23 protein-coding genes are annotated in these 21,015 nt (G+C 63.9%); 6 read left to right on the plus strand and 17 right to left on the minus strand.

All coding sequences use genetic code 11. The features are described 5' to 3' along the window. Positions 1 to 14: 14 nt before the first annotated feature. The 7 genes from ACOQFS_RS14635 to ACOQFS_RS14665 all read right to left on the minus strand — a co-directional run bounded on the left by ACOQFS_RS14635 (position 15) and on the right by ACOQFS_RS14665 (position 6,398). Positions 15 to 914 carry a VOC family protein gene (locus tag ACOQFS_RS14635; protein ID WP_421563556.1) on the minus strand — a complete coding sequence of 300 codons (900 nt, stop codon included), beginning with the start codon at positions 912 to 914 and terminating at the stop codon, positions 15 to 17. A gap of 36 nt (positions 915 to 950) precedes the next feature. Next, on the minus strand, positions 951 to 1,811 hold the full coding sequence (locus ACOQFS_RS14640) for a shikimate dehydrogenase (RefSeq protein ID WP_421563557.1): 861 nt from the start codon (positions 1,809 to 1,811) through the stop codon (positions 951 to 953). Positions 1,812 to 1,825: 14 nt separating this feature from the next. Then, a complete protein-coding gene (locus ACOQFS_RS14645) occupies positions 1,826 to 2,830 on the minus strand; it encodes a TRAP transporter substrate-binding protein (protein WP_421563558.1) in 1,005 nt (334 codons plus the stop codon). A 54-nt stretch (positions 2,831 to 2,884) separates the two neighbouring features. Beyond that, positions 2,885 to 4,165, minus strand: coding sequence for a TRAP transporter large permease subunit (locus ACOQFS_RS14650; RefSeq protein ID WP_421563559.1), 1,281 nt, complete (start codon positions 4,163 to 4,165; stop codon positions 2,885 to 2,887). A 23-nt stretch (positions 4,166 to 4,188) separates the two neighbouring features. Continuing rightward, complete coding sequence (locus ACOQFS_RS14655) at positions 4,189 to 4,734, minus strand: TRAP transporter small permease (protein WP_421563560.1); 546 nt, start codon at positions 4,732 to 4,734, stop codon at positions 4,189 to 4,191. A 244-nt stretch (positions 4,735 to 4,978) separates the two neighbouring features. After that, positions 4,979 to 5,707 carry a TetR/AcrR family transcriptional regulator gene (locus ACOQFS_RS14660; RefSeq protein WP_421563561.1) on the minus strand — a complete coding sequence of 243 codons (729 nt, stop codon included), beginning with the start codon at positions 5,705 to 5,707 and terminating at the stop codon, positions 4,979 to 4,981. A gap of 76 nt (positions 5,708 to 5,783) precedes the next feature. After that, the gene (locus tag ACOQFS_RS14665) at positions 5,784 to 6,398 is read right to left on the minus strand and encodes a glutathione S-transferase N-terminal domain-containing protein (protein ID WP_421563562.1); all 615 of its coding nucleotides are present in this window, start codon (positions 6,396 to 6,398) and stop codon (positions 5,784 to 5,786) included. A gap of 126 nt (positions 6,399 to 6,524) precedes the next feature. On the opposite strand from ACOQFS_RS14665, the gene purB reads away from it, so the two are divergent. Together purB and ACOQFS_RS14675 are read left to right on the plus strand one after the other, a co-directional pair. Further along, positions 6,525 to 7,904, plus strand: a complete 1,380-nt coding sequence (purB, locus tag ACOQFS_RS14670) for an adenylosuccinate lyase (protein ID WP_421563563.1) — start codon at positions 6,525 to 6,527, stop codon at positions 7,902 to 7,904. 185 nt (positions 7,905 to 8,089) lie between these two features. Then, positions 8,090 to 8,650: a YaeQ family protein gene (locus ACOQFS_RS14675; protein WP_421563564.1), complete on the plus strand. Its 561-nt coding sequence runs from the start codon at positions 8,090 to 8,092 to the stop codon at positions 8,648 to 8,650. 73 nt (positions 8,651 to 8,723) lie between these two features. Here ACOQFS_RS14675 and ACOQFS_RS14680 read toward each other — a convergent pair whose 3' ends face one another. Then, positions 8,724 to 9,029, minus strand: a complete 306-nt coding sequence (locus tag ACOQFS_RS14680; RefSeq protein ID WP_421563565.1) for a DUF2007 domain-containing protein — start codon at positions 9,027 to 9,029, stop codon at positions 8,724 to 8,726. A 79-nt stretch (positions 9,030 to 9,108) separates the two neighbouring features. Then, positions 9,109 to 9,546 (minus strand): DUF3717 domain-containing protein, encoded by a 438-nt coding sequence (locus tag ACOQFS_RS14685; RefSeq protein WP_421563566.1) that lies wholly within the window; start codon positions 9,544 to 9,546, stop codon positions 9,109 to 9,111. Positions 9,547 to 10,067: 521 nt separating this feature from the next. Between ACOQFS_RS14685 and ACOQFS_RS14690 the strand changes: the two genes are divergently transcribed. The 3 genes from ACOQFS_RS14690 (at position 10,068) to ACOQFS_RS14700 (ending at position 11,835) form a co-directional block, all read left to right on the plus strand. Beyond that, the gene (locus tag ACOQFS_RS14690; protein WP_421563567.1) at positions 10,068 to 10,823 is read left to right on the plus strand and encodes a TerC family protein; all 756 of its coding nucleotides are present in this window, start codon (positions 10,068 to 10,070) and stop codon (positions 10,821 to 10,823) included. Positions 10,824 to 10,925: 102 nt separating this feature from the next. Beyond that, positions 10,926 to 11,390 carry a hypothetical protein gene (locus tag ACOQFS_RS14695; RefSeq protein ID WP_421563568.1) on the plus strand — a complete coding sequence of 155 codons (465 nt, stop codon included), beginning with the start codon at positions 10,926 to 10,928 and terminating at the stop codon, positions 11,388 to 11,390. 91 nt (positions 11,391 to 11,481) lie between these two features. Next, positions 11,482 to 11,835: a phage holin family protein gene (locus ACOQFS_RS14700; RefSeq protein WP_421563569.1), complete on the plus strand. Its 354-nt coding sequence runs from the start codon at positions 11,482 to 11,484 to the stop codon at positions 11,833 to 11,835. Here ACOQFS_RS14700 and ACOQFS_RS14705 read toward each other — a convergent pair. Continuing rightward, complete coding sequence (locus tag ACOQFS_RS14705) at positions 11,803 to 13,377, minus strand: M48 family metalloprotease (protein ID WP_421563596.1); 1,575 nt, start codon at positions 13,375 to 13,377, stop codon at positions 11,803 to 11,805. The two genes, ACOQFS_RS14700 and ACOQFS_RS14705, sit on opposite strands and share 33 nt — an antisense overlap. Before the next feature lie 64 nt (positions 13,378 to 13,441). Here ACOQFS_RS14705 and moaC point away from each other — a divergent pair, with 64 nt between their 5' ends. After that, on the plus strand, positions 13,442 to 13,930 hold the full coding sequence (gene moaC, locus ACOQFS_RS14710) for a cyclic pyranopterin monophosphate synthase MoaC (RefSeq protein WP_421563570.1): 489 nt from the start codon (positions 13,442 to 13,444) through the stop codon (positions 13,928 to 13,930). 29 nt (positions 13,931 to 13,959) lie between these two features. Here moaC and tfpZ read toward each other — a convergent pair whose 3' ends face one another. From tfpZ to ACOQFS_RS14745, 7 genes are all read right to left on the minus strand, one after another. Beyond that, entirely contained in the window at positions 13,960 to 14,730 is a 771-nt protein-coding gene (gene tfpZ, locus ACOQFS_RS14715) for a TfpX/TfpZ family type IV pilin accessory protein (protein WP_421563571.1), read from the minus strand. A gap of 47 nt (positions 14,731 to 14,777) precedes the next feature. Further along, the gene (locus tag ACOQFS_RS14720; RefSeq protein WP_421563572.1) at positions 14,778 to 15,308 is read right to left on the minus strand and encodes a pilin; all 531 of its coding nucleotides are present in this window, start codon (positions 15,306 to 15,308) and stop codon (positions 14,778 to 14,780) included. A 241-nt stretch (positions 15,309 to 15,549) separates the two neighbouring features. After that, on the minus strand, positions 15,550 to 16,095 hold the full coding sequence (locus ACOQFS_RS14725) for a pilin (protein WP_421563573.1): 546 nt from the start codon (positions 16,093 to 16,095) through the stop codon (positions 15,550 to 15,552). A gap of 211 nt (positions 16,096 to 16,306) precedes the next feature. Beyond that, positions 16,307 to 17,098, minus strand: a complete 792-nt coding sequence (locus tag ACOQFS_RS14730) for an MBL fold metallo-hydrolase (RefSeq protein WP_421563574.1) — start codon at positions 17,096 to 17,098, stop codon at positions 16,307 to 16,309. A gap of 74 nt (positions 17,099 to 17,172) precedes the next feature. Then, complete coding sequence (locus tag ACOQFS_RS14735) at positions 17,173 to 19,434, minus strand: CHASE2 domain-containing protein (protein WP_421563575.1); 2,262 nt, start codon at positions 19,432 to 19,434, stop codon at positions 17,173 to 17,175. An 82-nt stretch (positions 19,435 to 19,516) separates the two neighbouring features. Then, positions 19,517 to 20,173, minus strand: coding sequence for an FHA domain-containing protein (locus ACOQFS_RS14740; protein WP_421563576.1), 657 nt, complete (start codon positions 20,171 to 20,173; stop codon positions 19,517 to 19,519). Between the two features lie 42 nt (positions 20,174 to 20,215). After that, positions 20,216 to 21,004 (minus strand): Stp1/IreP family PP2C-type Ser/Thr phosphatase, encoded by a 789-nt coding sequence (locus ACOQFS_RS14745; RefSeq protein ID WP_421563577.1) that lies wholly within the window; start codon positions 21,002 to 21,004, stop codon positions 20,216 to 20,218. Positions 21,005 to 21,015 lie beyond the last annotated feature (11 nt).

The raw sequence follows: 21,015 nt of genomic DNA on the forward strand, positions 1-21,015 counted from the left end.
TGCGGTCTCCAGGCTCAGCGTACGCTGCGCACCAGCTCGAAGCTGGGCGAGGCGGCATCGGCACGCGTGAGGGCGCCGCGCGTTTCGGTGTGCACGCCGGTGGGTGATTCGACAAACTCCACACCGCGCGCCCGCAGCGCCTGCACCGTGGCCAGCACATCGGGCGCGCCAAAGGCCACGCGCTGCAACAGCTCTTCGGGGTCGGCATCCACCGCGTCCACCAGCGGCTCGATCAGCTGCCAGTGCAGCGCGCCGCAGGGGCTGGCCAGGATGCGGCCCTGCGTGAGCACGCCAAACGACTGTTCGGGCGCCAGCTCGGCAAAGCCGAACAGCTCGCTGTAGAAGTGAATCCAGTCGGCCGCGCGCCCCAGCCCGATGTACTGCACGACGCCGAAAAGGTGCAACCCCTGCAGCGCCGGGGGGCGCGGGTCCACGGTGGGGATGGGCACAAAGTCCACGTCGTAGATCGAGAACTCCTTCCAGCGGTCGACAAAGTAGATGCGGCTCGCGCCCACGCCGTGAATGGCGGGGATGTGCAGTTCCATCACCTCGACCTCGGTGTGCACGGCCCAGGCGCCCAGCTCCAGCACACGGCGGTGGGCAGACGCTGCATTGGCCACGCGGAAGGCCACGGCGGTGAGCACCGGGGCTTCGCCGAGCGCCGGTGGGGCGTGCAGGCCTGCGCGCTCGGGGTCGTGGTGCGCGTTCACGATGATGTTCATGCCGCCCTGGCGGTACAGCAGCACTTCGCGCGAGCGGTGGCGTGCCACGGGCTGAAAGCCCATGCGTTCGAGCGCCTGGCCCAGCGCCTGCGGCCTGGCCGTGGCGTATTCAATGAATTCGACGCCCTGCAGGCCCAGGGGGTTGGGCAGCTCGCCCAGGGATTCGCGGGCGGCCATCATCGGGGTGCTCATGGGTTCGGCTCCTTGAGGGATTTCAATGGCACGCCGTCAGGGCGTGGCGACCAGGCGGCGGAAGTGCGCGTCCATGCGGGCGGCGTCGGGCGGCTCGCCGGTGAACAGCTCGAACGCCCCCACCGCCTGCCCCACGGCCATGCCCCCGCCGTCCGACACCCGGCAGCCCGCAGCGCGCGCGGCCTGCACCAGGGCGGTGTCGAGCGGGAAGTACACCACCTCGGACACCCACATCGCAGGCCGCAGCAGCGCCGCGTCCAGCGGCAGGCCGGGCAGCTTGTCCATGCCCGTGGGTGTGGCGTGGATCAGCCCCGTGGCCGTGGCCATGGCCGCGCGGATCTCGGCGGCCTCGGCGCGGGGGCCATACAGAGCGTTCACGTCGGCCGCCAGCTGTGCGGCGCGCCCGGGCTGCGCGTCGACGATGCTCAGATGCTCTGCGCCCAGCCGCAGCACGGCATGCGCAATGGCGGCACCGGCGCCGCCGGCGCCCAGCAGCACCACACGGCGCAGGTCGGCGCCGGGCAGCGCACGCGCAAAGCCCCAGGCCCAGCCTGAGCCGTCGGTGTTGTGCCCCACCAGCTGCCCGTCGCGCAGCACGACGGTGTTCACCGCGCCCATGGCCTGCGCCTCTTCCGACAGGCTGTCCAGGTGCGCGATCACCGCCTGCTTGCAGGGGTAGGTCACGTTGAAGCCTGCATAGCCCATGATGCGGGCCGCCGCCAGCAACGCCGGGAGTTCCTGCACGGAGGAGGCCGAGCGGTCCAGGTCGATGAGCTGGTAATGCAGGCGCATGCCGTGGTGGCGCGCCTCCTCTTCATGCAGGGCCGGCGACAGCGACTTCTGGATGCCGGCGCCGATCAGGCCGACCAAGACCTTGCGAGGGGCTGTAAGGGTCATGGCGTGCACGCAGCCTATTTGCCGCCGCGCAGCTTGGCCAGCGTGGCGTAGACCTCCTGCACGGTCTCCGCACCGACCTTGTCGCTGTGCTTTTCCACCACCGGCTTGACCTTGGCGCGCAGCTTGTCCAGCTCGGCGCTCGAAAACTCGGTGACCTGCATGCCGGCCTTTTTCAGCTCTTCCAGCGCCACATCGGCCTGCGCGCGCGACACGCTGCGCTGGAAGGCGGTGGCCTCGGCCATGGCCTCGGTCACGGCTTTCTGGTCGGCCGGGTTCAGGCTGTCCCAGAACTTCTTGGAGACGATCACGGCCTGCGGGTTGTACATGTGGCGTGTGACCGCGAGGTGCTTTTGCACCTCGGCGAACTTGGACGACAGGATGGTGGAAAACGGGTTCTCCTGCCCGTCCACCGCCTTTTGCTCCATGGCGGTGTACAGCTCGGGGAACGGCATGGGCACGGCGTTGGCGCCCAGGGCGTTGAACATGTCGATGTAGATCGGCGACTGGATCACGCGGATCTTCAGGCCCGCGATGTCTTCGGCTTTGGTGATGGGCTTCTTGCTGTTGGTGAGGTTGCGAAAGCCCAGCTCCCAGTAGCCCAGGCCCACCAGGTTCTTGGCCTGCAGCTTGTCGAGCAGCTTCTTGCCAAACGGGCCGTCGGTCACGGCGTCGGCCTCTTGGGGCGAGGCAAACAGGAAGGGGAAGTCGAAGATGCCGAATTCCTTGGTCTGCGCCGACAGGATGCCGGCATTGAGCACGGTCATCTCCACCGTGCCGCCCTGCAGGGCCGAGACGGTCTGCAGGTCACCGCCCAGCGTGCCGCCAGGAAAGAGCTTGACGGCAATGCGGCCGTTGGTCTTGGCCGACAGCAGGTCGGCAAACTTCTGCGCGCCCTGGGCCTGGGGGTGCTCCTTCTGGTTCTGGAAGGCGAACTTGATGGTGCGCTCCTGGGCGTGGGCCGCAGGCAGCAGCGCGGCGGCCACCAGGGCCGTGGCAAGCAGGGTCTTGAGCAGTTTCATGAAAGTCTCCTGGGTGTTGTCGACGGAAAAAAATGCAGATCGCCGGGGCCGCCTTCAGCCGGCCAGCCAGCGCAGCGGCACGGTGACGATGGAGGGGACGAGCACCAGCAGCAGCAGCACGGCCACCTGCGCGGCCATGAAGGGCAGCACGCCCCGGGCCACCTGGGCCATGGTGATGCGGCCGACGCCAGCCACCACGTTGAGCACGGTGCCCACGGGCGGTGTGAGCAGCCCGATGGCGTTGACCATGATGAACAGCACGCCGAAGTACACAGGGTCAATGCCGGCGGCCTTGACGACGGGCATGAGCACGGGCGTCATGATGAGGATGGTGGGCGTCATGTCCATGGCCGTGCCCACCAGCATCACCAGCCCCATGATGGCCAGCAGCAGCAGCGTCGGGCTGCCCATGAAGGGCTGCAGCAGTTCGACGAGCTTGCCGGGCATGTCGGCCACGGTGATCAGCCAGGCAGAGACCATGGCCGCGGCCACGAGGAACATCACCACCGCGCTGGTGCGCGCGGCGACGCGGAAGATGTCCGCCAGCTGGCGCAGGCTCAGTTCGCGGTACACGAACATGGCCACGCACAGCGCATACACGGCGGCCACCACCGCCGCCTCGGTGGGCGTGAACACGCCCATGCGCAGCCCCACGAGGATGATGGCGGGCAGGCCGAGCGCCCAGACGGATTCCTTGAGGGCGTGCAGCATCTCCTGGCGCGATGCACGGGCGGGCGGGGCCACCTGCTCCTTGCGCACCAGCCACCACCAGGTGCCCGCCAGCGCCACACCCATCAGCAGGCCGGGCACGATGCCGGCCAGGAACAGCTTGCTGATGGACACGTTGCCCGCCACGCCGAAGATCACGAACCCGATGGAGGGCGGAATGACCGGCGCGATGATGCCTGCCGAGGCGATCAGTCCTGCCGAGCGCGCCTTGTCGTGCCCGGCCACCACCATCATCGGCAGCAGCAGCGACGCCAGGGCGGCCGCATCGGCCACGGCGGAGCCCGACACGGCCGCCAGGATCACCGCCGCCATGATGGCCACGTAGCCCAGGCCGCCGGGCACATGGCCCACCACGGCCAGCGCCAGCTTGACGATGCGGCGCGAGAGGCCGCCCACGTTCATGATCTCGCCCGCCAGCATGAAGAAGGGCACGGCCAGCAGCGGAAAGCTGTCGGCGCCGTTGATGACGTTTTGCGCCAGGATCTGCGCGTCGAACAGGTCCAGATGCCACATCAGCGCCACACCGCTGATGAGCAGGGCGAACGCAATGGGAATGCCGATGGCCATGGCCAGCAGCAGGGAGCCGAGGAAGATGGTGATGGTCATGGCAGCGCCGTGGAAGATCGGGGTCAGAAGTGCTCGGTGCCGGGCGGCAGCGCGGCGCTGTCGCTGCCGTGGAGCGGGTCGGGGTGGCCGGGCGTGCCGTGCCGCAGCGTGTGCAGCAGATCGCGCAGCAGGATGGCGATGGCGGATGCGCCCATGAGCACGCCGCTGGCGTAGAAGATGCCCACCGAGGCGCCGGTCACGGGGGCCTCGGTCTCCCAGTTGATGACCATTTGTGCCCAGCTGCCGCGCAGCAGCAGCCACGATACATAGATCATCGCGGCCTGGCCCGCCAGCAGGCAGGCCTTGCGCGCGCCGGCAGGCAGCCTTGCGACCAGCACATCCGTGCCCAGGTGGCCGTGCTCGCGCAAAGCCACCACGGCCCCCATGAAGGTCAGCCACACGAACAGCCAGCGCGACAGCTCCTCCGACACGGTGATGCCGGCGTTGAACACGTAGCGCAGCACCACGTTGCCAAAAACCAGCGCCACCATCACCGCCAGGCACAGGCCGCCCAGGGCGTCCAGCGCGCGGGTGTAGGCCCGCAGCATGCGGTCGGCCAGTGCAAGCATGGTGTCTCCAGTCATCGAGTAATGCCTGGATGGGATTTTGTACGAACTGGTTAGTTTTTAATCTAAGGGCAAACCCTGGTCCGGTGAAAAAGGCTGCAGGGGTGGGAATGCCGGGCGGCGCGAAGCACGACAGGCGGGTGAAGGACGTGCGGGCCGGATGAAAGGCGGGCACCCTCGGAGGGGCCGCGAAGCCCGCGAAAGGCTTCGAAAAGGCCTCGAAAAGGCCTCGAAAGGCCGGGCCGCGCTACTTGAGGAAGCGCACGATCATCTCGATGATGGACTCGCGGCGCTGTGCGGTGGCCGCCGGGGTGTCCAGCGAGCGCTTGAAGATGGCGCCAAAGGTGTGGCGGTTGGACACGTTGAAGAAGCACAGTGCCGAGATGGACATGTGCAGATCGACCGGGTCCACATCCGGCCGGAACACGCCCGCCGCGACGCCGCGCTGGTACACGTCGCGCACGGCATGGATGACGGGGATGTTCAGCTCCTGGATGGTGGCGGACTGGCTGATGAACTCGCCCCGGTGCATGTTCTCGTTCATCACCAGGCGGATGAAGTCGGGGTTGGCCAGCTGGTAGTCCACCGTGAAGCCCACCAGCGTGCGCAGGGCCTGCTCGGGCGCGAGGTCTTCCAGGTGCAGTTCGGACTCGATGCGCCGTATGCGCCGGTAGGCGTCCTCCAGCACGGCCACATACAGACCTTCCTTGCTACCGAAGTAGTAGTAGATCATGCGCTTGCTGGTGTTGGTGAGCGCGGCGATCTCGTCGATGCGCGCCCCGGCCAGGCCCTTGTCGGCAAACTCCGCCGTGGCCACCTGCAGGATGTTGGCCATGGTGCGGTCGGGATCGTTGGTGCGCACGCGATCGGCGGCCGGAGCGGCCGGAGCGGCCGTGATGCCGCGCGCCGCGCGCGGGCGGGGTGCGCGCGGAGTGGCTGGGCCAGGGTCTTTGGGTTTTTGAACCATTTCGTTCATTGCAGCCCGAAGGATACGGCAAGCCGGGCGGGGCGCGGGGCCGGGCCCTGGCGGCGCAACGGGCGCCGCGGTGCGATCAGTTCGGCTTGGTGTCGGCGAAGCTCTGGCGCAGCATCAGCTTGTCCAGCAGCTTGCCCAGGTTGGGGTACTCGTTGCGCCAGGCAATGTCAGGGAACCGGAACTCCAGCCACGCGAGGGCGCAGCCCACGGCAATGTCCGACAGGCTCAGGTGGATGCCGCTGCAAAACGGCTTGTCGCCCAGGCCCTGGCTCATCGACTTGAGGCCGTCGTTCACCTTGACCAGTTGCCGGTCGATCCAGGCCTGGCTGCGCTCGCTGTCCTTGCGGTGGGCCCAGGTGGCCTCCAGCCGCGCCAGGATGGCCGCGTCCATCACGCCGTCGGCCAGCGCCTCCCAGGTCTTGACCTCGGCGCGCTCGCGGCCCTGGGTGGGAATGAGCTTGCCCACCGGGGAGAGCGTGTCGAGGTACTCAACGATCACCCGCGAGTCGAACACCGCCTCGCCGCCTTCCATCACCAGGCAGGGCACCTTGCCCAGCGGGTTGGAGGTGGCGATGTGGGTGTCGTCGGCCCAGACGTTTTCCTGCACGAACTGGTAGTCGAGCTTTTTTTCGGCCATCACGATCCGCACCTTGCGGACGTAAGGGCTGGTGATGGCTCCGATCAATTTCATGGTGGGTCTTCCAGTGCGCGGGATGGCTGTACGAGTTGCGATGGATTCTATCGGCTGCCGCCCACCCGAAGCTGACGCCAATGCGCGAGGGGGGGCTGCGGCACGCCCCGCCTACAATGGCGCGCCATGAGCCTGTCCACCATCACCGCCCTGTCGCCGCTTGACGGCCGTTATGCCAGCAAACTCGCCGCCCTGCGCCCCATCATGAGCGAGCACGGCTACATGCACCGCCGCGTGCAGGTGGAAGTGGCCTGGTTCATCGCCCTGTCGGACGCCGGTTTTGCCGAATTCAAGCCGCTGACCACGGGCGCCCGCGCCTACCTGCTGGGCCTGGTCAAGAACTTCTCCGAGGCCGACGCCGCCGCCATCAAGGAAATCGAAAAGACCACGAACCATGACGTGAAGGCGGTCGAGTACTGGATCAAGAGCAAGTTCGAAGCGCGCCCCGAGCTGGAGAAGGCTTCGGAGTTCGTGCACTTCGCCTGCACCAGCGAAGACATCAACAACACCAGCCACGCCTTGCAGCTGCGCTCGGGCCGCGACCAGGTCATCCTGCCGGGGCTGGACCGCGTGGTGCTCAAGCTGCGCGAGATGGCGCATGCCTATGCCGACGTGCCCATGCTCAGCCGCACGCACGGGCAGACGGCCAGCCCCACCACCGTGGGCAAGGAGATGGCCAACGTGCTGATGCGCCTGCAGACGGCCTGCGAGCGGATCGCTGCCGTGAAGATCATGGGCAAGATGAACGGCGCCGTGGGCAACTACAACGCCCACCTGTCGGCCTGGCCTGACTTTGACTGGGAAGCCTTCAGCAAGAAGGTCATCGAAACCCCGGAGCCGCTCGGCCTTGGCCTGACCTTCCAGCCCTACAGCATCCAGATCGAGCCGCACGACTACATGGCCGAGCTGTTCGACGCCGTGGCCCGCGCCAACACCATCCTGATTGATCTGTCGCGCGACATCTGGGGCTATGTGAGCCTGGGCTACTTCAAGCAGCGCCTGAAGGCGGGCGAGATCGGCTCGTCCACGATGCCGCACAAGGTCAACCCCATCGACTTCGAAAACGCCGAGGGCAACCTGGGCCTGGCCAACGCGCTGCTCAAGCACCTGTCCGAAAAGCTGCCCATCAGCCGCTGGCAGCGCGACCTGACCGACAGCACCGTGCTGCGCAACATGGGTGTGGCGCTGGGCTACGCGGCGTTGGCCTACGCCTCGCTGCTCACGGGCCTGAACAAGCTCGAACTGAATGAAGAGGCCCTGGCCGAAGACCTGGACGCCGCCTGGGAAGTGCTGGCCGAGCCCATCCAGACCGTGATGCGCCGCTTTGGCGTGCAAGGCGCCTATGAAAAGCTCAAGGAAGTGACCCGCGGCAAGACAGTGACGGCCGAGGCGCTGCACGGCCTGATCCAGTCGCTGGAGATTCCCCAGGCTGAGAAAGACCGCCTGCTGGCGATGACGCCGGGCAGCTACGTGGGCAAGGCGGCTGAACTGGCGCGTCGGGTGTAGCCCCTGAGGCGCTGTGCGCCTTCGCCCGGAAGGGGCGTGACCGGTGGCCAGCCAGGGTCCGTTCCACGGGGGGCGCTGGTGCGGGCGGTGCCGCGACCCGTCGCACAGCGAATTTTTCTACATTTTTTGGCTTCTACCGCTTGATGGATAAGCGCTGGTAGCTATTCAATTCATAGCAACGCCCCATGGCCCTCAAATCCACCATCTTCAAGGCGAACCTGCAGATCGCCGACATCGACCACGGCTACTACGCCGACCATGCCCTGACCCTGGCGCGGCACCCGAGCGAGACCGATGAGCGCATGATGGTGCGGCTGGCGGCGCTGGCCCTGCAGGCCCACCAGCTCAATGACCTGTGCAATGGTGACGGGACGCTGGCGTTTGGCGCGGGCCTGTCCGACCCGGACGATCCGGACGCGTCGCTGACCGACTTCACCGGGCGCAAGCGCGTCTGGATCGAGGTGGGCCAGCCCGAGGACAAGCCGCTGGCCAAGGCCTGCAGCAAATCCGATGCGGTGGTGGTGTATGCCTTCAACCACGCGGCAGAGATCTGGTGGAAGGGCATTGAAGGCAAGCTCTCGCGGCTGGAAAAGCTGCAGGTGTGGCGGGTTCCCACCGAGGCATCGCAGGCGCTGGCGGCGCTGGCCGAGCGCAGCATGCAGCTTCAGGCGACGGTGCAGGAGGGGGCGCTCACGCTGAGCAGCACCCTGGGCAGCGTGCATGTGGAGCCTGTGCGCTGGAAGTGATTGAAAATATGGATGAAAAGTGCCTTCAGCGCTTATCTATCAAGCGTTGACAGCTATCAAAAATATAGTAAATTTATTCCCGCGGCATCAGGGCGCCGCAATGCCAGCACTGCTCAAAGCCGCCTTCGACCGTTTCGCCGCACCGGCACACCCAGTGGCGCTGCGGGATGTCCTGCAGTTCCTGCAACAGCGCCCGGGCTCTGGGCGCGTGTTCGTCGTAGTCGAGCCAGATCTCGGGCAGGCACTGGTCGGGCGGAAGATGCCCGGCCGCTGCGCCCAGGTACTGCCGTTGCACCGACGCCGTCATGCCTGCTTCGCACAGCAGGTCGGCCCACAGTGTGGCGATGGCGATGTTGGGGGCTTGGGTCAGGCGCAGCATGATGGGGCCACCATAGCCGTTTGCCGGCGGCGCGTACAGCGCTCGCGCTTTGCGGCCAGCCGGTGGTGCGGGGCCTGGTTCAGTCGGGCGCGGCTTGGGCCAAGGAGGCGGGCCCTTCCGCTGCGCGTTCGGCATAGCGGTTGAACCGCCAGGCCGAATGCTCCAGCGTGATGCGGCGCCACACCGCGCGTTTTTCCACGGGTGACATCCCGGGCCACCACTGCACTTCATCAAAGGTACGTCCGCAGCCCTTGCACAGGTCGTCCCCCTGGCTGGTGGAACAGATCGCGATGCAGGGCGTGTCCGGCGTGGTGTCGTACCAGGCCAGCCAGGCGGCCAGCGCCGCTGGCGACAGGTGGGTCTCGTCCACGGAATCCTCCCGGGCATAGACCAGCAGTGCATAGGCCTCGCCCAGCGCCCGCAGCTCGGGCGCCAGGGCCACGCCATCGGGCGACGGCGCGCGGCTGCGCCAGTGGTTGATCGCAGCTTCGATGTCGGTGATGTGGATGGCAGCCATGGGGACGCAGGTCGCGCGGGTGCGCAGGGGGCCCGCATCATAGCCGCCTGCCTCGGGTGCGCGAGCGGGGGTGTCCGGGTTGCCGCTGCGGCCTTTGTTGCGCGCGCTTGTTGCGGGTGGCCGTGCGCAGGTGCATACGCACTATCCACAATCCCGCCTCCCTTGCGCGACCGGTCGGGCAGTGTTCCAATCGCAGCCTCGAAGGGGAGTAGCTCCCGACGTGCTCCCCGGCGCATGCCCCATGCGCCTGCCGGGGCGCGGCAACGGCACCGTCGTCAATACGAAGCGAAGCTCGCTTCCGGCGGACCGGGTCGAACCGCACGCCAGCACTGGCGGCGCGGAATCGGCCGAGCAAGACCTTTGACGGGCCCGCTGTGGGCTGATCAAGGCCGTCCCTTCGTTTCCTCCTGCCTTCTCGGCACGCCCTTGATCCGCCCATCGCAGGCCCTCTATTCGCAGAGCGGGCTCGGCGCTACAGTGGCAGCCAGTCCGCCCGCTCGCCCGTTGAAACAGAGGAACCTATGGACTTTTTGGCTTCGCCTGCATTCTGGATCGCACTCGGCCAGATCATCATCATCGACATCCTGCTGGGCGGCGACAACGCGGTGGTCATTGCGCTCGCCTGCCGCAAGCTCCCGCCCGCACAACGCACCAAGGGCATCATCTGGGGCACGGCCGGGGCCATCGTGCTGCGCGTCATCCTCATCGTGTTCGCGATGACCTTGCTGGCACTGCCTTTCCTGAAGTTCGTGGGCGCGCTGCTGCTGGTGTGGATCGGCATCAAGCTGCTGGCCCCGGACGAAGACGGCCATGGCGACGTTCAGGGCAGCGACAAGCTGCTGGCCGCCATCAAGACCATCATCGTGGCCGACCTGGTCATGAGCGTGGACAACGTGATCGCCATTGCCGGCGCAGCGCAGAACGCTGGCGAGCACCAGCTGCTGCTGGTCGTGCTGGGCCTGTTGATCTCCATCCCGATCATCGTGTGGGGCAGCCAGCTCGTCATCAAGCTCATGGAGCGCTTCCCCATGATCATCACGCTGGGCGGCATGCTGCTGGGCTGGATTGCGGGTGGCATGCTGGTGACCGACCCCGCCTTCGTCAACCCCGCCATCGTGGACTGGATGCCAAAGTGGGGCAGCGTGGACGAAAAGGGCCTGGCCGTCATCTCGGACACCCTGTACTGGGCGTCGCACGTCGTGGGCGCATTGCTGGTGCTGGCGGCTGGCAAGGCCGTGATGGCCCGCCGTGCAGCCGCACAGCCTGCACAAGGCTGATTCCTGCCGGCACTGGCCGGTTGATCGACGGGGCACCCGGTGTGGGCGTGCCCCGTTTCATTTTTGATTCTTGCTTGTCACGCCGCCGCAACTGGAGGTGCCATGGACATAGTTATCGTGTACGTTGACGACGCAGACCACGCACAGCACGTGCTGGCCCCATTGCTGGCGCGCGAATCGGCCGCGCAGACCCGCTGGGTGCTGGTCGCTTGCGCGCCGCGCATGACCCACCGCATCAGCAAATGGGTGAGCCACAGTGCCCGCGAGAACTGGCGCACCAAATGGGCGGACAAGCTGTTCGCGCAGATCGTCCCGCTGCTGCCCGGCGGCGCAGCAGCCGTTTCCACCGTGATTGCGAAGGGCCCTCTTGCGGAGTTGACTGAGCAGCTGCAGGCGCAAAGCGCAGAGCCCGCGCAGGTGCTGGATGCGCGCCGCCCCAAGGTGGACACTGTGGCCCCTGACGCCACAGCGCCCAGGCCACCCCGGTCAGGCTGGACGCCCGTTCGCAATACCCTGGGCAGCCTTCTCGCCGGATGTAGCGCTTTGTGGGTGCTTGCGGCCGAGTAGGAACGTGCGTGGCGGTCAGCGCCCGATGCCACGGTATGACTCCACAGTGGGGCATGGACAGGGCGGAGCTGCAGGCTGCTATTCTTTGCCCATGAAAATCCTCGTCAAATGGCTGCTCAGCGCCGCCGCCCTGCTGTTTGTGGCCTACATCTACAGCGGCGTGGAGGTGAAAAGCTTCCCCTCTGCGCTCATTGCAGCGTTCGTCATAGGCCTCTTCAATGCAGTGCTGCGGCCCGTGCTGGTCGTGCTGACGCTGCCGGTCACCATCGTCACCGTGGGCCTGTTCCTGTTCGTGATCAATGCCCTCATGTTCTGGGCGGCGGCGGGTGTGCTGGACGGCTTCCACGTCGCCGGGTTTGGCGCCGCACTGCTGGGATCCCTGATCTATTCGCTGCTGGGGGTGCTGATCGAATCAGCGCTCGGCGGCCTGTTCGCGAAGGAGTAGCTCTGTGGCCCGCAGGCGGGTGTCGATGATGGAGGCCTCAATATGGTCCACTCCTGCACCTCCGCGGCGAGCCAGCTCCTGCCCTGCCTTGAAGCGGTCGACCGCCGCCGCATAGTCGTAACGCGCGGCATGTGCTTCGGCCTCCGCGCGCACTGCGCGCAAGGGCTGGCTCTGCGCCTGCCATGCAGAGGCCAGCCACTGCCACACGGCGGCATCGCGCGGATGGGTCGTCACCCAGGTCTGCAGTGCTCCGGTCACCTCACTCGCGCGGCCGGCGCGCAATAGAGCCTGCGTGCGCAATGCGAGCTCTGGCCTGCGCACCGTCGCTGACGATGCGGTAGCGGGCGCTGCAGCCAGCGCATTCAACGCCGCTTCCGTGTCGCCGGACGCCAGCTCAATCTCTGCCATGAGCAGGCGTGCCAATCGAAGCGCGGCCGCATCCTGCCGCACCACATCGTCAAGCCGCCTGGCCGCCGAGCGTGCCCCTGTGAAGTCGCGCAAGTGGCTGGCACCCAGGGCGGACGCATAGAGCACCGCTGCACGGCGCGGCAAGGCCTGGCTGGCGAAACCCGTGCTTTGGGGTTCCGCCACCCACTGCCTTAGGGTATCTACCCCCGGGTTCGACAACACCCGCGCCCGCGCCGCCACCATGGCGTGCTCCAGCGATGCAACCGCCGCCGTGGACGCGTCTGCAGCCACGGCGCCGGGCGGCACCCTCAACTGCATGTCCGCCATGCGTTCGGTCGTCAGCGGGTGGCTTCGCAAATAAGGCCAAGATCCGTTGTCATTCAGGCGATTGGCCTGCTGCAGCTTGTCGAACATGGTCACAAAGCCCTGCGGTGCAAACCCCGCAGGGGCCATGAGCCCGTAGCCAATGCGGTCCGCCTCCCGTTCCATGTCGCGCGAAAAATTGAGCTGGTTCTGAATGGCAAGTGCCTGCCCGCCCACCACCAGAGCCTGGGTCGCCCCCGGGTTCTTGCTGGCCGCCAGGGCGCCCAGAATCATGGCGCCGAGCAACAGCGGAGTCTGCTTGCTCTGCTGCGTGATCAGTCGCGAAATGTGGCGCTGCGTGACGTGACTGAGCTCATGCGCGAGCACAGAGGCCAGTTCGTCGCGCGAGGTGACCACGCCGATCAGGCCCAGATGCACCCCGAGGTAGCCACCCGGCAGAGCGAATGCGTTGACCGTCCTGTCCTTGCCCAGAAGAATCTCCCAGGCAAAGCGCTCATCCAACTCAGGCGAGAGCTCACCCCGCGCCCGCGCTGCTGCCATCAGAGGACGCCAGATGCTTTGCAGATACTCGGCAAGCACAGGATCGTCGATGTAATCGGGGTCGCGGTAGAGCTCGCGAATGATGCGGTCGCCGAGGCGGCGTTCGGCGCTGGTGGTGAGGTCGGAGCTGTCGCCGAGTGTGGGCAGCGTCGACTGAGCTGTCACTGGGAGCGCCTGCAGTAAAGTTGCTGCTATAAAAAATGAAGCTACTCGCACTTTTGCATCACGCGCTGGTGTCCAAAAACGCTCGAGCTCAGGCATAAAGGACATTGCAGGTACAACTGTGGCACATGCCCGTATGATGCCCGGGTCCCACAAATGTTTCGCTCCTGAAATGACCACACTGACCCATTTCGACGTTCAAGGCCAAGCTCGCATGGTAGATGTGGGAGGGAAGCCTGCCACGCATCGGGTGGCGATTGCGGAGGGGCGAATTGAGATGCGAAGAGAAACCTTGGCATTGATTGAATCTGGGACCGCAAAAAAAGGCGACGTTCTTGGCATCGCGCGCATTGCGGGCATCATGGCGGCGAAGAAAACTAGTGATTTAATCCCGCTTTGCCACCCCTTGGTTTTGACCAAGGTTAATGTCGATTTTAAAAATGCCGACCTCCTTCAAGCTGAAGCGGTTGGTATTTGGTGTGCCGCGAGGGTAGAAACAGTCGGTCCCACAGGTGTAGAAATGGAAGCGCTTACAGCTGTCCAGGTGACTCTGCTCACCATATACGACATGTGCAAGGCGATTGATAAAAGCATGTCTATCCATGGGGTGCGTGTAGTGGAGAAGCACGGAGGGCGATCAGGAAGCTTTGTTGCAGTCTGATGAGCTAAACTGATGCGACGGGAGTGTTTTCAATGGAAAAATCCGTCGACGCGCGCGTAAGAAACGGGCTGCGCAGATTGTTTGTCTAGAAAAACCACCCAGTCAAAGCTGCGCGCTGCGGTCAGCGGTAGCCAACGGAGTTCGGACTCCGGTAATTTAGACATCCGCACTGCGTCATTAATGCGTTCAGAATCCGCAGGGCGATTTTTCCTTAAAACTGAAATCGGGCGCGCTGCCTTCAACACTTCGGAAACCGAAAGATCGTACGGTTGCCACCAGCCTGGTCGGAGTGATGGCTCTAGCCCCCCTAGCGAGAGATCTATACTCTCGATCATTTCTTGGTTGTTTTTAGGCTGCCGGATTCCAACTAGAACTGGCCCCGTCCAAGAAAAGTGCTGAAGATTATCTACTGCGAGCCCAAGATGTTCGCGGTTGATTTCTGCAGCTGATACCAGTCGCAGTCGGTCCACCTCGAATACTAACCGCACTGGCCGTGTTTCCGTTACGGTGTTAATTCCATAAATTAAGGCTCCAATTTGGATGAAACCAATCAGAGCCATGTCTATGGTCAGTTCTCTACTTGATTTGGCGGGGTTCCATAATGCTAGTGTCAGCAATGGTCCACAGACGACGTCTACGCTGATTACAAGCCAAAACAATTCGCGACCAGCCACTATTTCGTAGAAAGGCCAAGGAAACCAGACTTGAAATACCAAAATAGCCGTAAGCGCAGCAATTCCAAGAGTGATGAGAAAATGGGCGGCTGCTGCCTTCAGGGCAGCCCGGTAGCGATGGCGCATAAGCAATGATTGAATGACCGCTAAAAATTGCCGCCGAGCTTTCGAGCTTAAACTGGAAAGCGGCAACTGGCAGGTACGTAGCGGAAAGCGGTCGTCAAAGCAACCCCGCAACCCCACACCACGGGCGCTCTTGCGGACAGCGGAGCTTGAGGGACACCTGCGTTGTTGACCGTGCCACTACCTGGAGTCAGAACCAACGGAGTGCCTAATGCAGAGCCCACGCCACCACCAAAGGTAATGGTGATTCGTCCTTCTGGCAAGGTAGGGGCTGTGACATCAGCAATCGGGGCGATGGCAATTGAGACCACGTTTGTACCAGCAGTATATTCATAACCATAGCTGCCGACTGCAGGCGCCCCTGTGCCTACATAGGCTACAAGTCCTCCGCTCTGAGCTGAGGCAAACGTATCCATCACCGCAGTCTTGGCTGTTCCCGCCAAGCTCAACCCTTCCGTCACTCTCGCGCGAATCACGTATTCTTGGTAAGCAGGCAGCGCAACAGCAGCCAAAATTCCTATGATGGCTACAACGATCATCAGTTCGATCAGCGTGAAGCCGGATTGACATTGGTGCTTCATAGGTTATTCCTTAGCAGGCTGCTTAAATACTGCTGGAGAACTCGAAAAATGACGACTTTGAGGGGGTCTCACCCCTTGCCGGTTCAAAACAATCGCTTGTAGGCCGTTTTGAGCGGTCGATACTCTTGGCTGCCGTTGGGCAAATCAGTATTTCAGCAGCCTGCTAGTGAGAAATGTGTAGACCGCCGCGCTACGCCACAAAAAAAGGCCGCACAAGGCGGCCTTTTACGGCTAAGCCGTATTAAACGTTATTAAAACGGCAATTGGCGGGCACGTATTTGAAAGAAGCAGTCGTTGCAATGCCGCAGCCCCACACGACTGGACGACCAGATACCATCACGGCGCTTGGAACCGCAGAATTGGTTACCGTACCAGAGCCGGGCGTCAACAGCAGCGGGTTGCCAAGCGTAGTGCCAAGGGTGCCGGCATAGGTGATGGTAATCCGACCAGAGGTGGCTGCCGGCGCGGCGACGGGGGTTGCCGCAATGGCAATAGAAGCTACATTGGTACCAGCGGTATATTCATAACCGTAAGTAGTATTTCCTGCTGCCGGGGCAACGATCGCACCGGTACCTGCGTAAGCTTCAATCGTGCCCTGTGTCGTATTGGCAAATGTTTCCGCAACCGCAGTTTTTGCGGCAGAAGCCAAGCTCAGACCTTCGGAGACTTTGGCGCGAATGGTGTAGTCTTGATAAGCAGGCAGCGCCACCGCAGCCAGAATACCAATAATCGCCACCACGATCATCAGTTCGATCAGGGTGAAACCTTTTTGCAGCGTATGCTTCATGAAAATCTCCTCGGAGTCGGTTTGCAAGTGAACACCTGTCGAACACTTCTTCAGGTTGTCAACACATCAGCACATTGCGTGCCAGCAAATCGTAGGAGACTCTGCTCCCCTGCGTTAGCCTTGTCCCACGCTTATGTTGACGTGTTTGGCATCGGATGCGATGCGTAGGTGACACTTTTGTCCGGCACGCTTGTCATCCGCACGCTGGTTGTTACAACTCGAACACTTGCCCAGCGCTCAGCCACCGGATGTCGTGCGCTGCAGCGCTGGGCTGTGTGTTGCTGTGATCAAAGCGCTTGATTTCCTGCATGATGAGGTCTGTCTCCGAAGGCTTGGTGTGCGTGACGTAGATGGGAAACGACCGTTCTGGGCGCAGTTGGCTGAGTTCCTGGGCGAGTGATTCAGGTGCGAGGTGCAGGCTTTTCGCGGCCAGATCCCTTTCGCGGTTGCTGAAAGCCGTTTCCACGACGAGTTGGCGGACAGGATGGGCATTGACCCATGTCCAAAACGCCGCATTTCTGCCGGTGTCACCGCTGAACACCCACCAGCCGGTATTTCCTTGCGCCGCATAGCCTACGGCCGGCACGGTGTGCACGGCAGGAAGAACCTCCAGCAGCCTTCCGCCCGCCGAAACCTGTTCGCCAAGGGCCAGTGGCACATAACGCAAGAAGGGCTGATGGTGGGTGGGGATGGCGCTGAAATCCGGCCAAATGACGTTGTTGAAGATATGGGTCTGCAACGCCTCGATGGTTTGGGGCAGAGCGTGTATCACTACGGACGACGTTCGCAGCGACGACACCGCGTCCAGCATCAGCGGCAACGCAGCGATGTGATCCAGATGCGAATGTGTGAGGAACACATGGTCGATTCGGCGCATCTCTTCCAGGGTGAGATCACCCACACCGGTGCCCGCATCGATCAGGATGTTGTCGTCGATCAGGAAGGAGGTCGTGCGGCAATCCTTGGCGATGGCGCCGGAGCATCCGAGGACACGAACCTTCATGGCGAAGCCCTATTGCGTAATGGTGAATCGGTAACAAGCGGAGCGAAAGAACTGCAGCTCACGAAGGCGCCCAACTATTTGCTTTCAAAGTTGGTAGCCCCGTCCCATTGGGGCTTGAAGGGTTCCTGGCGCCATTGTGAAACGCGCTCTTCATACAGTGAATACAGCACGTTCTCAGGGTGATCGATCTTCAACTTGGACAAGCTCGCTGTGCATTGTGCCCAGTTCTGCGCGTAGTAGGCAGTGAGGAATTGTCCCCATTCCTTGCCTTCGGTGGCTTGCGAGTCCGTCAAATTTGCCTGCAAGGCCACAGGCCAGAATATGGCCACGGCCTGTGCCTTGCCCTTCACGCGAACGAGGTCGAGTTGCTGCCAGGCGAACTGGGGCGCCAGCGCCTTCGTGCTTTCGCTCACCACGATGGACGTTCCATAGTGCTTCGACAACCCCTCCAGCCGTGATCCCAGGTTCACCGCGTCGCCAATCACCGTGTAGCTACGGCGGATATCCGAGCCCATGTCGCCCACGCACATCATTCCGGTGTTGAGGCCGATGCCTACGCCGATCTCGGGCAGGCCGCGTTGGCGGTGAGACCGATTGATTTCGTCGATGGCCGCGGCCATCTCCTTGGCCGCAGAGACTGCCAGCTGGGCATGGTCCGGCGTGGCCACAGGCGCGCCCCAGAAGGCCATGACGCAGTCCCCCATGTACTTGTCGATGGTGCCCCGGTGGCTGCGGATGATGTGCGTCAGCTTGCTGAACACTTCGTTCAGCAACGCCTGGAGCTGCAGGGGCTCCATGCGCTCGGACATGGCCGTGAACCCGCGCATATCGCAGAACATGACGGTCAGCTCACGGTTGCTGGCTTCCATGCTGTAGTTCTCGGGCTCCTTGACCATTTCGTCCACCAGTTCGGGGGGCACATAGGTTCCAAACAGCGCGGCCAGCTCGCGCTTGGATTTGCTCTCCACGAAGTAGCCGTACACCATGTTGAGTGCGAACGCCAGAATGGACATGACGACCACCGTGGCCAGGGGCAGCGCCAGTCCGTGGCCTACATACAGCCAGAGGTTGATGCCGGTCAGCCCTGCAATGACTCCGACGCTCAACGCCACTGCAACGCCGGCAGACAACAGGGGCAGGGCCAGCGAAAGCATCAGGCCTGCACACAGCAGTTGCAGCGCATCAAACCCCACGGCATAGTCGGGCCGGACAATGTTCTTGCCGTCCAACAGCGCAGACAGCACATTGGCGTGTGTCTCCACGCCTGGATATGTGCGGCCCACCGGCGTTACGCGCAGGTCCAGCAGGCCCGGTGCCGTGGAACCCACCAGCACCAGTTGGTCCCGCAGATGGCCTGCGGGCAGGCGGCCCTCCACCACGTCCGACGCAGAGACGTACCGGAACGATCCGCCAGAAACGTCGCCGGGGCCGCGGTAAGGGATCAGCGTTGCGAGCCGGTCGTCCACAGGAATGGCAAGGGATCGGCCTTCCTGGCGGACGATGATGCTGCCAAGCGTGTCGTGGGTGCCCGAGGGCGTGGGCTCGGCATATCCCGGCTGTATGTGCGACGGCCCCAGCATGGCGCGGAAGACCGCCAGTGCCAGCGACTCGTAGTACTGCCCTTCAAACTCGGCCAGCAAGGGCAGTGAACGCACCACGCCATCCTCGTCGGTGATGGAGTTGAAAAAGCCCGCCAACGGCACGGCGCGTGCGAGGGCCTCGATATTGCCGCCGTGCCCGTTCCAGGAAGTGGCTTTCAAGGGAAGGCCTCGGAGGTCCGTTGGGCGCAATACGGGCGCGGGAAGGCTGCCGCGCGCCCGTCCGTCCCTGTCGCTTGTGAAGTAGTAGCCCAGGACTGCCGGTTTGCCCGCCAAAGATTGTGCGAACAAGCCATCGTAGTCGAGTGTGGGTGCCAGCTGCTGGAGCTGCTCTGCAAACCCTGGTTGCGACTTCAGCGCGCCCTTGGCAAGCTGCTGCAGGCTGGCAAGGCCCGAGCTGCCATCGGCTTCGGCAAAGATGACGTCGAAGCCGATGACCGCCACCTGTTGCCGGTCAAACAGCTCGTGCGACAGGGCCGCCATCTTGTCGCGGGCCCAGGGCCACTGGCCCAGGCGCTCCAGGCTCTTCTCATCGATGTCGACGATCGTGATCCGTTCATCCAGCGTTCGCGGCATGGTCGCGCGCAGCCGGGCGTCGTAGATGATGTGATCCAGGCGCTCAAGCACCTGCAGGGGCAGCACTCCAGAGATGTGCAACAGCGCGAAGAGCAGCGGCAGCAGCGTGATTCCGATCCGCCGCCAGCGATGGCGAAACAGGGCTGCAAGCTGCCTGCGCATGGATCAAGGTCCGATGTGGCCGGTGCGGCGGATGGGCTGCGCCAAGGGCCCGCGCGTTGGTTGCCCCGCAGCAGGCAATCGATCAGCTCTGCTCGAACTGCATTTCGGTGCCGGCCAGCTCAAGCCTGTCGCCGTGCTTGAGCGGCACGGGCGAAGCGCCGATGGCAGAGCCGTTCAGCACCGGCATGCCGGGGCCTTCGACGTGGGCCAACACAAAACCCTGATGCCGCTTGGTGATGGAGGCCACGGCGACGCCGGGTTTTCCGATGGTGGTCACCACTTTCTGCAAGGCGACTTCGCGCCCTGCCGCCGCGCCAGACATCACGCGGATGACCGCCGACAGCGGTGCGGGTGCGGGCGCCGAAGCCAAGGGAGCCGGCCGGGACGCCGTACCCAGCGGCGGAACCATGCCCGGCTTGAAGATCATGGTCTTCTCAAAATTCTGGCCCTCGGCTTCGTGGAGGAAGCGGATCTTGTACTTGCCCACTTCCACCGTATCGCCGTTGCGCAACTCCTGGCGCTTGACGGCCTTGGCGTTGACGTACGTGCCGTTGGTGCTGCCCAGATCCTCGATTTCCACGTCCTGGCCAGCCATGTGGATCACGGCGTGCTCACCGCTCACGGCAAGGTTGTCAATGACGATGTCGTTGTAAGGGCGGCGGCCGAGTGTGGTCCGCTCCTTGGTCAACTGCACTTCCTTGATGACAACCCCGTCGATTGAAACGATCATTTTCGGCATGATCCACTCCTGAACTTGATGAATTGTTGTAGCTGGGTCCGCTCAGGCGGCGCCGAGCAATCGGGACATGAGGCCGCGCTTCTTGCCTCCCGCGGCGGCCTGCACCAACAGCACGCTGACGTTATCACGACCGCCGTTGGCGTTGGCGGTGTCAATGAGCAGTGTGGCTTTTTCCTCCAACGGAACCGGCCTGCGGACCATCTCGGCGAGATCCGGGTCCGTGACCATGTCGGTGAGACCGTCGGAACACATCAGAAACAGGTCGTTAGGTGCCACCTGGAACTCGTTGACTTCCATCATGACGTTGGGCTCGACGCCCAGCGCGCGCGTCACCAGGTTCCGGTTGGCGGACTGGGACGCCTGCTGTGCGGTGAGCAGGCCGGCGTCGACTTGCTCTTGAAGCCAGGAGTGGTCGCGGGTGATCTGCTGAAGCGCGCCGCCGCGCAGCCGATAGCAGCGCGAATCTCCGATGTGGCCCAGGATGAGCCGGCTGCCGTGGAACACGCCCACGACGAGGGTCGTGCCCATTCCGGCGTACTGAGGGTTGGAGAGCGAGGCGCCCAGAATGGCGTGGTTCGCGTTTTCGACGCAGATTTCCAGGGCCCGGCGGACATCGGTGGACTGGGGGGTGGTGCCTGCCTGCGCCAACCAGCGGCCCATCTCGGTGCGAATGAAAGTGGTTGCCATGCCGCTGGCCACCTCGCCTGCGTTGTAGCCGCCCATGCCGTCGGCCAGGATGGCGACCTGTGCCTCCGGATCCACGGCCACCGCGTCCTCGTTGTTGGTGCGCACCCGGCCTTTGTCGGTGCGCGCGAAAAATTCATAGGTCATGGATGTTGCGG

The sequence above is a fragment of the Paracidovorax sp. MALMAid1276 genome, from assembly GCF_049198005.1.
Classification (GTDB): Bacteria; Pseudomonadota; Gammaproteobacteria; order Burkholderiales; family Burkholderiaceae_C; genus Acidovorax.